12 protein-coding genes are annotated in these 15,986 nt (G+C 71.2%); 5 read left to right on the top strand and 7 right to left on the bottom strand.

Features of this window, described 5'->3' with window-relative positions; all coding sequences use genetic code 11:
• Positions 1–90: 90 nt before the first annotated feature.
• Together ACWGUG_RS11510 and ACWGUG_RS11515 are read right to left on the bottom strand one after the other, a co-directional pair.
• Entirely contained in the window at positions 91–1,728 is a 1,638-nt protein-coding gene (locus ACWGUG_RS11510) for an FAD-dependent oxidoreductase (RefSeq protein WP_452324732.1), read from the bottom strand.
• A 34-nt stretch (positions 1,729–1,762) separates the two neighbouring features.
• Positions 1,763–2,107: a UBP-type zinc finger domain-containing protein gene (locus tag ACWGUG_RS11515; protein ID WP_336394655.1), complete on the bottom strand. Its 345-nt coding sequence runs from the start codon at positions 2,105–2,107 to the stop codon at positions 1,763–1,765.
• A 125-nt stretch (positions 2,108–2,232) separates the two neighbouring features.
• On the opposite strand from ACWGUG_RS11515, the gene ACWGUG_RS11520 reads away from it, so the two are divergent.
• On the top strand, positions 2,233–4,335 hold the full coding sequence (locus ACWGUG_RS11520; RefSeq protein ID WP_452324733.1) for a penicillin acylase family protein: 2,103 nt from the start codon (positions 2,233–2,235) through the stop codon (positions 4,333–4,335).
• Positions 4,336–4,360: 25 nt separating this feature from the next.
• Here ACWGUG_RS11520 and ACWGUG_RS11525 read toward each other — a convergent pair whose 3' ends face one another.
• Positions 4,361–5,581: an ROK family protein gene (locus ACWGUG_RS11525; protein ID WP_452324734.1), complete on the bottom strand. Its 1,221-nt coding sequence runs from the start codon at positions 5,579–5,581 to the stop codon at positions 4,361–4,363.
• A 114-nt stretch (positions 5,582–5,695) separates the two neighbouring features.
• Between ACWGUG_RS11525 and ACWGUG_RS11530 the strand changes: the two genes are divergently transcribed.
• The 4 genes from ACWGUG_RS11530 to ACWGUG_RS11545 all read left to right on the top strand — a co-directional run bounded on the left by ACWGUG_RS11530 (position 5,696) and on the right by ACWGUG_RS11545 (position 10,587).
• Positions 5,696–6,964 (top strand): ABC transporter substrate-binding protein, encoded by a 1,269-nt coding sequence (locus ACWGUG_RS11530; protein ID WP_452324735.1) that lies wholly within the window; start codon positions 5,696–5,698, stop codon positions 6,962–6,964.
• A gap of 23 nt (positions 6,965–6,987) precedes the next feature.
• Positions 6,988–7,920, top strand: a complete 933-nt coding sequence (locus tag ACWGUG_RS11535) for a carbohydrate ABC transporter permease (RefSeq protein ID WP_194396552.1) — start codon at positions 6,988–6,990, stop codon at positions 7,918–7,920.
• A gap of 95 nt (positions 7,921–8,015) precedes the next feature.
• Positions 8,016–8,837, top strand: a complete 822-nt coding sequence (locus tag ACWGUG_RS11540) for a carbohydrate ABC transporter permease (protein WP_336395051.1) — start codon at positions 8,016–8,018, stop codon at positions 8,835–8,837.
• Positions 8,838–8,895: 58 nt separating this feature from the next.
• Positions 8,896–10,587, top strand: coding sequence for a glycoside hydrolase family 13 protein (locus ACWGUG_RS11545; RefSeq protein ID WP_452324736.1), 1,692 nt, complete (start codon positions 8,896–8,898; stop codon positions 10,585–10,587).
• On the opposite strand, the gene ACWGUG_RS11550 is transcribed toward ACWGUG_RS11545, so the two are convergent.
• The 4 genes from ACWGUG_RS11550 to ACWGUG_RS11565 form a co-directional block, all read right to left on the bottom strand.
• Entirely contained in the window at positions 10,530–11,696 is a 1,167-nt protein-coding gene (locus ACWGUG_RS11550) for an O-antigen ligase family protein (RefSeq protein WP_452324737.1), read from the bottom strand. The genes ACWGUG_RS11545 and ACWGUG_RS11550 overlap by 58 nt on opposite strands.
• Positions 11,693–12,829: a hypothetical protein gene (locus ACWGUG_RS11555; RefSeq protein ID WP_452324738.1), complete on the bottom strand. Its 1,137-nt coding sequence runs from the start codon at positions 12,827–12,829 to the stop codon at positions 11,693–11,695. Before ACWGUG_RS11555 ends, ACWGUG_RS11550 begins: the two co-directional genes overlap by 4 nt.
• Before the next feature lie 213 nt (positions 12,830–13,042).
• On the bottom strand, positions 13,043–14,032 hold the full coding sequence (locus ACWGUG_RS11560) for an NADP-dependent oxidoreductase (RefSeq protein ID WP_378883812.1): 990 nt from the start codon (positions 14,030–14,032) through the stop codon (positions 13,043–13,045).
• Positions 14,033–14,129: 97 nt separating this feature from the next.
• Positions 14,130–15,977: an alpha-amylase family protein gene (locus ACWGUG_RS11565; protein ID WP_452324780.1), complete on the bottom strand. Its 1,848-nt coding sequence runs from the start codon at positions 15,975–15,977 to the stop codon at positions 14,130–14,132.
• Positions 15,978–15,986 lie beyond the last annotated feature (9 nt).

Consider the following 15,986-nt stretch of genomic DNA (forward strand, 5'->3'; position numbering starts at 1 on the left):
CTCGCCGGCGGCATCCTCCATCCCACTCCGTTCAGCCTGCCCCGGGGAGTCCCTCGCGTGACAGGTACCGCGAGAACCCCTCGCGCGGGCTCAGCGCAGGTCCGCGAGCGCCCGGTGCACGGACGCGACGGCGCTGGATCCCTCGCCGACCGCGGCGGCCACGCGCTTCATCGATCCGCGGCGGACGTCGCCGGCGGCGAACACGCGCGGAACGGACGTCTCGAACGGCAGCGGTTCGCGGCCGAGGCCCTGCCAGCGTTCGAGGGACTGCACCGACACGTCGGTGCCGGTGCGGAGGAATCCGTCGGCGTCGCGGTCGAGGTCCGCGAGCCACGACGTCGCCGGCTCGGCGCCGATGAAGCAGAACAGTCCCCTCGCCTCGACGTCGCCGATGGAGTCGATGCGCACGCGCTCGAGAGACGACGAGCCGTCGAGCCCGACGACCCGCGACCGGGTGTGCACGTCGACCCGTGGCTCCTCGAGGAGCCGGTCCACCAGGTACGACGACATGCGCGTGCCGAGGTCCGACCCCCGCACCACGAGATGCACCGGGCAGCCGTTGGCGGCGAGGTAGAGCGACGCCTGGCCGGCGGAGTTCGCGCCGCCGACCACCACGACGGGCGACTCGAACACCTGGCGCAGCTCGAGCGGAGTCGCGGCGTAGTAGATGCCCGCGCCCTCGAACTCGCTCCAGCGGTCGAGGTCGAGCGTGCGATACGCCGCGCCCGAGGTGACGATCGCAGTACGGGCGCGGATGACCCGGCCGTCGGTGAGGGTGATGTCGAGGTCGTCGCCCGCGGGGCGGAGGTCGACGGCCTCGCAGGGCGCGTACACGCGGACGCCGAACTTCAGCGCCTGGAGGGACGCCTGACCGATGAGGTCGCCGCCGCTCACACCGAACGGGAACCCGAGGAAGTTCTCGATACGCGAGGTCGCCGCCGCCTGGCCGCCGGGGGCGACGGCGTCCAGCAGCACGGTGCTGAGGCCCTCGGATGCCCCGTAGATGGCCGCGGCCAGGCCCGCCGGCCCGCCGCCGATCACCACCAGGTCGACGACCTCGTCGGCGCGGGCCTGATAGCTGAGCCCGAGGCGCTCGGCGACGGCGCCCGGAGTGGCCCGCGCCATCGGCTCGCCCTGGATGAAGGCCACCGGGAGGTCGTCGAGCGTGATGCCGTGCTCGCCGAGCGGTCCGAGGTCGCCGGGCGGCAGCTCGATCGCGGTATGGACGAGGTCCACGCGCTCGGCGAACCGGCGAAGCGTCATGAACTCTCGCGACGAGCGGGGGCCGACGAGCTTCAGCGTGAGGGCCGCCGGCCCGCGACGCAGCATCTCGCGCCGCGCCCACAGCGCGTGCAGCACGATGTCGCACAGCTCGTCGTCCTCGGCCATCAGCAGGCGCAGCCGGGCGCGGCTGACCCGCAGCATCCGTCCCGCGACCGACGCCCGCGCCGACAGGAACGCGCCCTGGCCGTTGAGCAGGCCCAGCTCGCCGACGAAGCTGCGCGGCCCCATCCGGCCGATCGGCGTCTCGCCGACCCACCCGAAGGAGACGCGCACGAGCTCGATCTCGCCGGAGTCGACGAGGATCAGGTCGTAGTCGAGGTCGCCCGCCTCGAACAGGTACTCGCCCTCGGCGACCTCCTGCGGCTCGCCGAACGCGAGCAGGCGGCTCCACTGCGCATCGGTGAGGGGCGGCTTCATCATCCGCTCGAGATCGGCCTGCGTCATGCTCGAACCACCCATGTAATGAACCCCTCGATCGTCAGTGGATCAGCGTGCGCCAGTCGGCCGGCACCCTGCCCGCCGGTCCGGGCGTCGGCTGGGTCAGCGGGCGAGCCTCGGGCGGGGCGAGCGGGGGCCCGTCGACGTAGTCCCCGGCGACATAGTCCCAGAACCAGCTCTCCCCCGGCTCGAAGCTGCGGACGTAGCGATGCCCGGTGGAACGGAAGTGCGCCGTCGCGTGCTGCGCCGGCGAGGTGTCGCAGCATCGGATCCCGCCGCACACCGCGCACCGCCGCAGGTGCACCCACCAGCCGCCGACGGCGTCGCAGTCGGCGCAGCCCTCGCCCGAGGGCGCACGGGTGGGGTCGATCTCGTCCAGGCTCATACGCCTTGCTCTCCTCACGCACGTTCCGTCGGTGCCGATGCTAACGCGCCCCAGCGGCGCCGCGCCCCTGGGAGAGATCGGCCCGCGAGCGCCGAGGACCTCCGCGGCTGTGCGAGTCTGACGTGATGGCAGAGGTCTTCCGCGACGCCCTCGGCATCCCCCACATCCGCGCGCGCGACGTCGGCGACCTGGCCGAGGCCCAGGGCGAGGTGACCGCGCGCGACCGCGGTTGGCAGATCGAGGTGGCGCGTCTGCGCGCGTCCGGCAGGCTGTCCGAACTGATCGGGGAGGCGGGGATCGCGTGGGACGTGTTCGCGCGGCGTGCGCGCCTGGACGACACCGCCCGCCGCGCGTACGCGCGGCTCGATCCCGACAGCGCCGAGTTCGTCCGCCGGTACGCCTCCGGCGTCCGGCGCGGGATGGCGACGACGGGCGGTGCGGCGGCCGAGTTCCGCAGCCTCGACGAGGCGTTCACCGACGCCCGCCCCCTCGAGCCGTGGGAGGACCACGATCCGCTCGGCGTGCTGCACGCCGCTCATGCGCTGTTCTCGCCGCTGCCGGTGCTGCTGTCGCGCGAGCACGTCGCGGCGACCCTCGGAGAGGAGTGGGTCGATGTCTTCGCCGGCTACGGAGACCTCGGCGAGGAGGCGGTGTCCACCTCGGGAAGCAATGCGTGGGCGCTCCACGGCGCGAGGACCGGCAGCGGGATGCCGCTCCTCGCCGGCGACCCGCACCGCACGTTCGAGCTGCCCGGCGTGTACCAGCAGGTGCGGCTCGCCTGCGACGAGTTCGACGTCGTCGGCCTGACCTTCCCCGGAGTGCCGGGCGTGCAGCACTTCGGCCACACCGGCGACGCCGCCTGGGGCGTGACCAACGCGATGGCCCACAGCGTGGACGTGTTCCGCGAACATCTGCGCCGGACGGCGGACGGCTGGGAGTCGCTCGGCCCGGACGGCTGGCGCACGGCGGACGTGCAGCGTTCGCTCGTGCGGGTGCGCGGCGGCGCCGACGTCGAGGTCGAGGCGATCGAGACGGAGCGCGGCACGATCGTGTCGGACGTGTGCGAGCGCGACGGCGAGCTCGTCGGATGGAGTGTGCACATGCCCGCGCGGGCGGGTGCAGACGTCGGCGCCTCGGCGCTGCTCGGCCTCCTGCGCTCCCGCAGCGCGGACGACGTGATGGCCGCCTTCTCGTCGTGGGTCGACCCGGTGAACCGGGTCCTCGCTGCCGACCGGACGGGGACGGTGCTGTCCGCCACGGTCGGCGTGACCCCCGACCGGGCGCGCGGCGAGCGGCGCCGCGCGCTCGACGGCGCCACCGCCCGTCCGGCGCCGAACCGGCCGCCGGCCCCGGTGGTGCGCGTGACCGACAGCGCGGTCGACGCCAACGAACGCCCCGCCCGCTCCGACGTCGACCTGGGGTGGGCGTACCCGCCGCCGCATCGGGCGTCGCGCATCCGGCGACTCCTGGAGGAGCGGCGGCCGCGCACGGCGGACGAGTTCGCAGCGGTCTGGGGCGACACCGCGGGCGGCTCGCTGGCGGCCGCGCTCCTGGCCGCGTTCCGTCCGCCCGACCTCTCGCCCCGCGCGTCGGCGGCGCTCGAGATGTTGCGGGCATGGGACGGGCGGATGGATGCCTCCTCCGTCCCCGCCGGCCGGTACGCGGCCTGGCGCGCCGGCGTCGCACGCCGCGTCGCGGCGCATTCCGCGCTGGCGGCGCTCCGCGCGCCGCACCCGTTCGGCCGCGTGTTCGACGCGTGGATCGGTCGGGACGTCCAGGTCGCCGCCGCGCTGCCGCGACTGCTCGACCACCCCGCCCTCGCCGGTGAGATGCCGGCGATCGTGACCGAGGCGTGGGAGGAGGCATCCGTCGCCCCGGCATGGGGCGAGCCGCACCGACTTCTCCCGGCGCACGTGCTCTCCGCCGTTCCCGGCGTCGACGCCCCGGATGCCGGGCTCGCAGTGGAGCTTTCGGGGGACGCGGAGACGGTGCGGTGCACGGGGTCGACGCCGGGCGTGACCCATCGCGGCTGGCGCGGCTCGGTGGCGCGATGGGCCTGGGACCTCGCGGACCGGGAGCGGAGCCTGTGGAGCGTGCCGTTCGGCGCGTCGGGAGACCCGCAGTCCCCGCACTACGCCGACCAGCTGCCGGGCTGGGCCGCCGTGCAGCCTGCGCGCGTCGTCACCGACTGGTCGCGCCTGACGCCCGACTCGGCGACCGGAGCGTGAAGCGCCGCGGCGGGCGGCTGACCGGTCAGGCCGCCGCCACCGCGAACGCGGGAAGGTCGAGGGCTCGCTCGCGCGCCGATTCGACGGCGGCGCGGACCGCTCCCAGCGACACGATGTCCGCGCCCAGCGTCGACGCGACGATCTCGGGGACCGGCAGGTCGAGCTCTCGGGGCAGCGCGGCGCGGGCGGCCTCGATCACCGGCGCCGCCCCCGGCGCGACGGCCCCGGAGACGATGATGCGACGCGAGTCGAAGAAGCTGCCGAGCACGCCGGCCACGACGGCGAGCGTCTCGCCCACCTGACGGGCGACGGCGAGCGCCGCGTCGTCACCCTCCGCGGCGAGCGCGAGCACCGTCTTGCCGTCGATCCTGTCGTCCGGCAGCTTCCGCAGCCCGCTCGTGGCGGTCACCGAGCCGTCGGCCAGCGCACGCCGGGCCAGGTCGGCCGCGCGATAGCCGAGACCCCACGCGCCCTCGACGCCGGCGACATGATCGAACGCCACCATCTCGGCCGCCCCGCCGTGCGCACCGCGGAGCGGCCGGCCGTCCACCCAGACACCGGCACCGAGACGCTCGCCGGCAAGGAGCGTGACGAAGTCGTCGTACCCGACGGCCGCACCCACCGCGCGCTCGGCCACCGCGGCGAGGGACGCGTCGTTCTCCACGCGCACGAGCGGAGCCCACGCACCGAAGAGGCCGGCGAAGTCGGGGTTCATGCGCCGCCAGAAGTCGTCCCGATGCGGCGGTGAGGCGCCGTCGCGATCCACCGGCGCCGGCACGCCTACGCACAGGGCTGCGACGGCGGATCGCCCCATCCCCGCCGCCGCCAGCGCCTCGTCCACGACGCGCGCGGCATCGCGCCGCCGGCCGTCGGGCGAGTCCTCGTCCGGACCCACCTCGAGACGGCGCACCGTATGCGCTTCCCCGCGCAGGTCGGCCACGGTCGCCGTGAGATGGGCGCGTCCCGCGTCCACGCCGATGACGCACCCAGCGTCGCTGCGGAACGCGAACCGCCGGGCTGGCCGCCCCTTGCGGTAGTCCCCCGCCGCGCGCGCATTGGGGAGCTCGGCCAGCAGCCCGCGCTCCACGAGCTCGCCGATGACGTCGATGGCGGTCGACCGGGTCAGGCCGACGCTCTCGATCACGTCGGATGCGGTGAACGCCTCGGCATCCCAGGCGAACCCGAGCACCGCGTCGAGGCTCGCGCGGCGGAGCGTCGTGGCAGTCAGCAGCGGTTGTGACGTCAAGGGGTTGACCTTTCGCGGGTTCCTTCTGCATTATGGTCCACAACAACTTGATTCGATGCCTAAATCTACTCATCGAAGCAAAGTGGCTCCGACCTCACGGAAAAGGACAACGTCGTGCCTGCAGCATCCGTCACCGTCCGCCGCGCCTGCGCGGCCGTCGCCGCCCTCGCGCTCCTCGGCACGTCGCTGGCCGCGTGCGCCGGCGCGTCGTCCGGCCCCGCCGAGGTGCGCTTCCACCTCAGCAAGCCCGAGGCCATCCCGTACTTCCGGGACCTCATCAAGGAGTACAACGCCGGCCAGGACGAGGTCGAAGTCGTCTTCGACACCTCCTCGAACCTGCAGGCGGGGTTCCTCCGCGGAAACCCGCCCGACCTCGGGCTGCTCAACTACAACATGGAGATGGCGCGCTTCATGGAGCGCGGCGCCCTCAGCGACCTCGGCGACATGCCGGAGGCCGACCGCATCCTGCCCGAGGTGCAGGATCTCGTCGACCAGTACGCCACCTACCCCGGCCGCACGAGCGTGCTGCCGTACTCGGTGATGGCGGCGTCCGTCATCTACAACAAGCGCATCTTCGAGGAGCAGGGGCTCGAAGTGCCCACCACGTGGGATGAGCTCATCGCCGTCTGCGACGCGCTCCAGGCCGCCGGGATCACGCCGTTCTACGCCACCTTCAAGGATCCGTGGACCGTCGGGCAGGGGTGGTTCGACTACACGGTGGGCGGCGAGATCGACGTGGACGAGTTCTACGAGCAGATGAACGAGCTGGGCACCGAGGTCGGTCCGAACTCTCCCGTGTCGTTCCAGAAGACGATGCTGGACCCGGTCGAGCGGATGGTGCAGCTCACCGAGAACTACGTCAACGAGGATGCCGCCAGCCGCGGCTACGGCGACGGCAACCTCGCCTTCGCCAAGGAGGAGGCGGCGATGTACCTGCAGGGGCCGTGGGCCTTCGGCGAGATCGACAAGACCAACCCCGACCTGGACCTCGGCACCTTCCCGCTGCCGATGACCGACGACCCCGCCGACAACAGGGTGCGCGTGAACATCGACCTCGCCGCGTGGATCCCCGAGGCGTCCGACCAGAAGGAGGGCGCGCGGGACTTCCTGAGCTACCTCTTCCAGAAGGAGGTCATGGACGAGTACAACGCGGCCTTCCTCGGCTACGGCACCACGACCGACTCCGCCCCCGTCACCGACGAGCGCATCCTCGGGATGAAGGAGTACTACGACGCCGCGCAGTTCTACCAGGGCGCCTCGAAGGCGATCCCGCTGACCATCCCCACCGACAACTACATGCAGGGCATCGTGACCGGCGCCGACCCCGAGCGCACGCTCGCGAGGCTCGACGCCGACTGGGCCCGCCTGGCGCTGCGCCAATAGCGCGACACGAGAGGAACGCACTCATGGCAACCACCACGGCCGCCGTCACGGCGCCGAAGACGGACCGGCGCTCCGGCGCGGCGACGATGCCGCGCACGCGCCGCAAGGTGGACGGGGTCTACTACCTCTTCCTCCTGCCCGCGCTGATCCTGTTCACGCTGGCGATCACGATCCCCGCGGTCATCGGCATCTTCTTCAGCTTCACCAACTCGATCGGATTCGGGGACTGGGAGTTCGTCGGCATCATCAACTACATCGCCGTCTTCACCGACCCGGCGATCCTGCAGAGCTACCTGTTCACGTTCGGCTTCGCCGCCGTGACCGTCGTCGTCGTCAACGTCCTCGCCTTCCTCCTCGCGGTCGGGCTGGTGTCGCGGGTGCGGCTGAAGACGGGGCTGCGGACCATCTTCGTGATCCCGATGGTGATCTCGGGCATCATCATCGCCTACGTCTTCAACTTCCTGTTCTCCAACTCCGTGCCCACGCTCGGCCAGCTGTGGGGCATCGGGTGGCTGAGCGAGAGCATCCTCGCCAACCCCGACCTGGCCTGGATCGCGATCGTCATCGTCACCGCGTGGCAGGCGATCCCCGGCACGCTCCTCATCTACATCGCCGGGCTCCTGTCGATCCCCGGCGACGTGTACGAGGCGGCCGACATCGACGGCGCCGGCAAGTTCCAGCAGCTGACGCGCATCACGCTGCCGCTCGTCGCCGGTTACGTCGTGATCAACCTGATCATCGGCTTCAAGGACTTCCTCAACGCCTACGACATCATCGTCGGCCTCACCAACGGCGGCCCGGGCACCGCGACGCGCAGCATCGCGATGACGATCTTCACCGGCTTCTCCGGCGGCGACTACGCCTATCAGATGGCCAACGCGACGATCTTCTTCCTCATCGCGCTCAGCCTGGCCCTCCTCCAACTCCGTCTCACTCGCGGAAGGAACGTGTTCTGATGACCACGCAGCCCGCCCTCGCTGTCGAGGACATGACCGCCGAGCGCGTGCTCGCCGGCGACGAAGCCCGGAAGCCGGCCCGCTCCCGTTTCGCGATGGAGCGCGTCAACTGGCCGGGGACCATCGTGCTCGCCCTGTGCGCCATCACGGTGCTCGTCCCGCTGTACGTGACGGTGATGATGGCGTTCAAGACGCAGTCGCAAGCCGTCGACGGCAACGCGTTCACGTGGCCGTCGCCGTGGAGCATCGAGGGATTCGTCACGGCGTGGGAGCTGACGAACTTCCCGCGCGCGTTCCTCATCTCGCTGCTGATCACCGTCTTCACGGTGGGCGGCACGATCATCCTCGCGGCGCTCGCCTCGTTCGCCATCTCGCGCAACTGGGACCGGAAGCTCTTCCGCTACTCGTTCTACTACCTGCTCGCGGCGATGTTCCTGCCGTTCCCGGTCGTGGCGCTTCCGCAGATCCAGCTGACGGGCCTCACCGGGCTCGACAATCCCGCCGGCGTGATCATCCTGAAGATCATGTTCCAGCTGAGCTTCAGCATCCTGCTCTTCACGGCGTTCCTGCGCTCGATCCCCGCCGAGCTGGAGGAGAGCGCGCGCATCGACGGCGCCAGCACCAACCAGACGTTCTGGCGGCTGATCTTCCCGCTGCTCGCCCCCATGAGCGCCACCGTGGGCATCTTCGCCTTCCTGGCCTCGTGGAACGACTTCATGATGCCGTCGCTCATCATCTCCGACCCGGCGCTGCAGACGCTGCCGGTGGTGCAGAACATCTTCCAGACGCAGTTCAGCAACAACTACAACGTCTCGTTCGCCTCGTACCTGATGGCGATGGCGCCGGCCATCATCGTCTACCTCTTCACCCAGCGATGGGTCGTGGAGGGCGTCACCCAGGGTGCCGTGAAGGGCTGAGCCCGCGGCATCCCGTCATCCCACCCGACAAAGAACACCCGAAAGGAAACGCGTCCCCGTGACGACTGTGCACTCCGCACCCCTGACCAACAAGCTCAACGACCTCGAGCTGCCGGCCTGGTGGCGGCAGGCGGTGGTCTACCAGGTGTATCCGCGAAGCTTCGCGGATGCGAACGGCGACGGCATCGGCGACATCAAGGGCGTCACCTCGCGCGTGCCGTACCTCAAGGAGCTCGGCGTCGACGCGGTCTGGCTGAGCCCGTTCTACCCGTCGGCGCTCGCGGACGGCGGCTACGACGTCGCCGACTACCGCGACGTCGACCCGCGGCTGGGCACGCTCGACGACTTCGACGAGATGCTGGCGGCGCTGCACGCGGCGGGCATCAAGGTGGTCGTCGACATCGTCCCGAATCACACCTCCGACCAGCATGCATGGTTCCAGGAGGCTCTCGCGGCGGGGCGCGGCTCGGCCGCCCGGGCGCGGTACATCTTCCGCGACGGCACGGGCCCCGACGGGTCCGAGCCGCCCGCCGACTGGGTGTCGGTGTTCGGCGGATCGGCGTGGGAGCGCGTGGCCGACGGGCAGTGGTACTTCCACAACTTCGCCAAGGAGCAGCCCGACCTCGACTGGTCCAACCCCGAGGTGCGCGCCGACTTCGTGAAGACGTTGCGCTTCTGGTCGGATCGCGGCGTCGACGGCTTCCGCATCGATGTCGCCCACATGCTCACGAAGGATTTCGTCGACCCGCTCCCGTCGCAGGCCGAGCTGGACGCCATGCCCCGTGACGGCAACCACCCGATGATCGACCGCGACGACGTGCATGAGGTGTACGCCGAGTGGCGCGAGGTGTTCGACTCGTATGACCCGCCGCGCACCGCCGTGGCCGAGGCCTGGGTCGAGCCGTCGCGCATCCCGCTGTACGCACGCGCCGAGAGCCTGGGCCAGGCGTTCAACTTCGACCTGCTCGAGGCCGACTTCGACGCCGCCCAGTTCCGTCGGATCGTCGGCGACAACCTCGCTCTCGCCGCGAAGTCGGGGTCGTCGACGACGTGGGTGCTGTCGAACCACGACGTGGTTCGTCACGCCACGCGGTACGGCCTTCCGGACGCCGAGCGTGACGAGAAGGGTCGTCCGACGCGCAAGCACGGCAACGAGTGGCTGCTGTCGGGTGGGACGACGCCGGTGCTCGACCGCGAGCGGGGTCTGCGCCGCGCCCGCGCCGCGTCGCTGTTCGTGCTGGGGCTGCCGGGTTCGGCGTACGTCTATCAGGGCGAGGAGCTGGGCCTGCACGAGGTCGCGTCGATCCCCGAGTCCGAGCGCCAGGATCCCACGTTCTTCCGCAGCCCCGGCGAGGACATCGGGCGTGACGGATGCCGCGTCCCGCTGCCGTGGTCCGCCGAGGGCTCGTCGTTCGGCTTCGGCTCGGGCGGTGCGCACCTGCCGCAGCCCGCGTGGTTCGCCGAGTACGCCGTCTCGACGCAGGACGGCGACCCCACCTCGACGCTCGCGCTGTACCGCCAGGCGCTCGCGTTGCGCCGCCTGCTGCAGACCGAGGAGTCGCTGCAGTGGATCGAGACCGGCCGTGACGACGTCCTGGCCTTCCGCCGCCCCAACGGCTGGACCGTGGTGACCAACTTCGGGCAGACGCCGTATGCGCTTCCCGCCGACGGCGCGCGGTCGCTGTCGAGCCGTCACTTCGAGGGTGACGAGCTTCCGCCCGAGACCACCGTCTGGCTCACGGGCGCCTGATCAGGGGCCTGCTCCGCGCGGGCCGCGCTCAGGCCGATGAACACCGCCGCGGCGAGAGCCACCGCCGAGATGCGGGGTGAGAACCCGGTCAGCCCGGACGCGAGAAGGGCGAGCGCAGCCACCTGCAGCCAGCGGTCGCCGAGTCGCCACGGCCGGCTGCTGCGCAACGCGAGGACGATGACGGCGACGGCGAGTCCGAGACCGACGAGACCGTACTCCAGCGTCCACTGCAGGATCTCGTTGTGGGCGGACGTCGTGACTCGCGAAGCGGGCGACGCGATCCGGAACGCTGCGGCGGGTGCACCCTCGCCGGTGATCGGAGCCGCGGCGATGCGCTGCAGCGCCTCGAGCCAGAGGTGGGGGCGGTCCTCATTCGGCTCCACCGCCGTGCGCCAGAGCACGACGGCCGTCCCGACCCCGAGGGTGGACACGACGAGGACGTGGCGGGCGCGGGCACTGCCTACGGCCGACCGACCCGCGCCCGCCCGCCACCGCGCGGTGCGGAGAGCCAGCCACGCGCAAACGACGATGGCCCCGATCAGGATGGCGGTCCGGCTGCCGGTGGCGAGGATGGCCGCGACCTGCAGCAGGAGGGCCGCCGGCAGGAGGCGTCCGCCACGCCGCCGCTCGATCTCGCGGAGGGCGACGATCGACGTCGCCACGAGCAGGATGCCCAATCCGTTGGGGAAGCCGAGAAGCCCCTCGGCTCTGGCGGGGCCGGATGCGGACCCGGCGGCGAGCACCGCCCACGAGACGAGCGCGATCGCTGCCTGCAGCGATCCGACGACGACCAGGCCGGCCAGGAGCATCTCGCGCTCCGAGCTGCGCATCCTGCCGACGACGATGACCGTGAGAGTCACGAGGACGACGAGGATCGGGACTCGAACGCTCTCCAGCGACCAGCCCGTGCGCAGCGGTCCGTTCGCGATCAGCCACACGATCACCGCGCCGATCGCGGTCCACAGTGCCGGGTCCCGCCGGGGCCAGGCCCGCGCGACGACGACGGCAGCGACGAGCAGCGCGAGCAGCACGGCCAGGTCGCGGAGGTCGGTGGCGCCCCGCGTCGCGACGGCCCACGCGATCGCCGTCAGCACGAGGCAGGCCGTCATGACTCACCGTCCCTCGCGCGTCCCGCCGGCCGGACGTCAGCGGCGTCGTCTTCGACCGCGTCATCCCCCTCGTCGTGCTCGTCGGCCGCAGCCTTCTTGTTCGAGCGGTTGCGCAGCATCGCCCACAGCCCGATCGCACCCGTGATGACTGCGATGATCGCGCCCAGCACCGTCACCGGGCCACGGATCACCTCCCACACGGGCTCCGGCGGATCCTCGGCCCGCGCGGCGATGGTGCGGGGCACGTCCCGACTCAGCTCCTGACTTCCCGCCGTGCCGCCGACGTGAACCGTGAAGACGAGGGAGACCGGACCCGCTTCCTCTGGGATCACGGTCCAGTGGCGCTCCACGACATCGTCGTCGGCGGTTCCGGCGGCCGCTCTCGCTACTGCCTCCGCCGGCAGGATCGTCACCCTCACGGAGTCCTCCGCGGCCGTCAGGCCGATGTCCGCGCGCACCGTGTCACCGTTGCCCGCCATCGACAGCGTCGCGGAGACGTCGTGCTCCCGTCCCACCGTCATGTCGTCCGGGACGTCCGTCTCCATCGCAGCGACCGAAGACACCACCTCCTCGAAGTCCACCTGCGCCGGATGGACCTGCACCGTGACGGCGACGGGGGCGTTGACGTCGCTCAGCTCCTGCCGGACGCCGTTGACGAACGCCTGCGGGATGATCTGCACGTTCAGCTTCTGCTCGCCGGCGATCAGCGGTGTCACGTCCCACGTCCAGGTGAGGGCGAAGCCGCCCTCGGGTCGCGCCGTCCCCGCGTTGAGGAACATCACCGACGGCGAGGTGGGCGTGATCGCGAAGGCGTCGGGCGACTCCGCCGTGAGCGCGGCGGCGTTGCTCTGCGCGACCTGGATGGTGAAGAGCTCGGGGTCATCGACCGGTGCGTCGTAGATCAAGGTCGCATGGAACGGCAGCGTCTCGAACTGCGTGACCTCGGCCGCGCCGAACCCTGCGTCGATGTCGGCGGGGATGAGAGCCTCGGCGAACGTGTCGACGTCCAGATCGGGGTACGCCGCCAGGTAGAGCGGCATCGCCGCCGTCGGCAACGCGATCGCGAGCGCGGTGGCTCCCGCGACGATCAGCCCTGTGCGCCACCAGCGCGCGTGCGTGGATTCGCCATTCATCAGCCCCTCCCTCGAGCGCAGTCGCCCAGGGGTGATGGCCGCCATGTTAGCCCCGGCCTGCCACAGCCGCCAGGGGGCGCCCTCGCCCGCAGTTCTGCTGCCCGACTCCTACGGGGTGCGCCCCGGCGGGGGTGATACGGGTGGGACCGTCGACGACGGTGCGGATGCCGCGGCCGCGAGTCCGCGGCATCCGTTCCCGTCTGGATGCGCCGGTCAGGGCATGCGCTCGAAGATCTCTCGTGCGCGCAAGGAGCGGACCCTCGTCACCGGACGGGTGGCCAGCACGATCTTCCCCCTCGCGTGGAGCTTCGCCAGGTCCTCGAAGGCGTCGACGATGTCGTCGATCGGGTACAGCCCCGACACGAGCAGGCGGAACGCCCCGGCCGCGGCGAGATCGACGACGCGCTGCAGCACCTGGGTCGCATGCGCCGTCGACTCCGGATCGTCGCGCAGCAGGCGGAGCTCGACCTCGCGCCTGTCCGCGCTCGAGCGATACCGCTCGTCGGGCACGCCGAGCGCGTCGGCGACCGCGCGGCCGTCCTTGCCGTAGTTGTCGATGTACGCCGTGACCGGTCCCCCGGCGACGCGCTGGATCCGTTCGGCCATGCCGTCGTCGTAGCTCACGGGCGTGATGCCGAGCTGGCGCAGATAGTCGAAGTTGCGCGCACCGCAGGTGCCGATGACGCGAGCGCCACGGTGCTTCGCCAGCTGCGCCTGGATACTGCCCACACCGCCTGCGGCGGCGGAGATCACGACGGTGTCGGAGCTGTCGATCCGAAGATCGTCGAGGGTGTCGAGCGCCGTCGCCCCGGCGAGGAAGAGGCCCCCGGCCACTTCCCACTCGAGGTTCCTGGGTTTCCGCACGAGCTGGGCGGCGGGAACGACGATGTGGCTGCCGTGCGCCCCCGTGCGGGTGTGCCCGACGACCTCGGCCGCCGCGCGGAACGCGGTCACCCCGGGACCTGCTCCGCGGACGATCCCCGCGAAGTCGCATCCGGACGCACGCGGCCACGGATCGTCGTGCCACGTGTCCTCCTTGCCGTTGCGCAGGAACGCGTCCATGTGGTTGATCGACGTGGAGATCACCTCGACGAGCACCTCGCCGGGGCCCGGGGAAGGCAGCGGATACCGGTGGCGCTTGAGCACCTCGGCGTCGCCGTAGTGGGTGTAGCGGTAGGTGAATGCCTCCGTGGGTGCTCTCATCGCGATCCCCTCCAGCCGTCCGGGCCCGAGGCCTGCGCCGGCCTCGAAGAAGTATTCCGGCCGAAGCGCCCGGATGGATGCACCCGGGGGTTCCGCGTCAGCGCAGCCGGACGCGGTGCCAGACCACCTGGTGAGCGGCGAGCACGAGCCCGTCCCGCAATGACACCGGTCGTCCGAGCACGAGGTCCTCGGCGTCAGGCTCCATCCCCGACAGCGTGAGCGCGGCGACCTCCACCGGGTGATCGCCGACGTTGGCCAGCACCAGGATCGCGGAGCTCGGGCCGGGGCGGAGGAAGCCGACCACGTGGTCGTCGTGAGCGTCGAACGGCCAGAGGTCGTTGCCGGCGAGTTCGGGGGCGTCGCGCCGTGACGCGATCAGCGTCGTCAGACGCGAGAAGACGCGGCCGGCGGCGGTGGTGGGGTCGGTTCTGTGCGCGTAGGCATGCTCGGGCCGATGCGGGCGATGCACCCACCGACTGTCCCCGGCTTGCGCGGGGTCGTTCTCGTAGGAGTAGTCGTTCAGCTGCGCCACCTCGTCGCCGAGGTACAGGAGCGGGATGCCGCCGGTGGAGAGCGCGAGCGCGTGGGCGAGGATCACCCGGTCCTCGCCGCCGTCGTCGCCCGCCTCGATCCCCGCCAGCGAAGCAGTGGTTCCGGTGACGCGCGCGTCTCCGGAGCGCGGGTTCTCCTGGAACGGCACGCCGCGGGCGAACGACCCGGCGACCCGTCCTACGTAGAAGTCGTTCAGGAACCTGCGGTGCGGGTAGCCGTAGATGCCGAGTTCCGCGGCATCCTCGTCGGCGAACGTCCAGCCGATGTCGTCGTGACTGCGCACGTAGTTCACCCACGCCGTGCCCTCGGGCAGCGCATGGCGACGTTCGAGCGCCTGTTGCAGCATCCGCCCGTCCCGTGTCGCGAGCGCCTCCCAGGTGAGGGCCATCTGGAGCGGGTTGTACGAGAGCTGACACTCGTCGGGCGAGATGTACTCCGCCACCTCGTCGGGATGCACGATGGCCTCGGACTTGAACAGCAGGCTCGGCGCGGCCATGCGCAGCACGGCGTTGAACGCCTGCAGCAGCAGGTGGGCCTCGGGCAGCGACTCGCACGCGGTGCCGAGCCGCTTCCAGATGAAGGCGACGGCGTCCATGCGCAGCACCTCCACACCCTGGTTCGCGAGGAACAGCATCTCCCCGGCCATCGCCTCGAAGACGGCGGGATTCGCGTAGTTCAGGTCCCACTGGAACGAGTAGAAGGTGGCCCAGATCCAGCGCCCGTCCGGCAGCTGCACGAACGAGCCGTGATGATCGTCGGGGAAGATCTCGCGGGTGGTCCGCTCGTACGCGTCCGGCATGGTGCGGTCGGGATAGATCAGGTAGAAGTCCTCGTAGCCGGCCACTCCCGCGACCGCCTTGCGGGCCCACTCGTGCTCGTTGCTGGTGTGGTTGAAGATGAAGTCGACGACGAGCGAGATGCCGGCCTGCCGCAGCTCGGCTGCGAGGTCGGACAGCTCGGCCATCGTGCCGAGCCTGGGGTTCACCCGCCGGTAGCTGGAGACCGCATAGCCGCCGTCGCTGTTGCCCTCCGGACTCTCGAAGAGCGGCATCAGGTGCAGATAGGTCAGGCCCAGTTCACGGAAGTACGGGATGCGGTCGCGGATGCCGGCGAGTCCGCCGGCGTACCGGTCGACGTAGCAGACGCCGCCCAGCATGCGCTGCGACTGGAACCAGTCCGGATGCCTCTCCCGCTCTCGATCCAGCTGCTTGAGCGACTCCGGCCGGGCATGCCACGACTCCGCGGCGAGCGCCACCACCGACCGCAGCCTGTCGAACGCGTCCGGGCGGTCGCCGTAGAGACGCCCGAAAAGTCCGTGGAGGCGCGGCAGGTGCCGGCGGACACGGGCCAGGAGCTCCGCATCGGCACCGGCCACCACCAGGTCGTCGAGGATGCCGGCGAC

Source organism: Microbacterium sp. NPDC055455 (genome assembly GCF_053619935.1).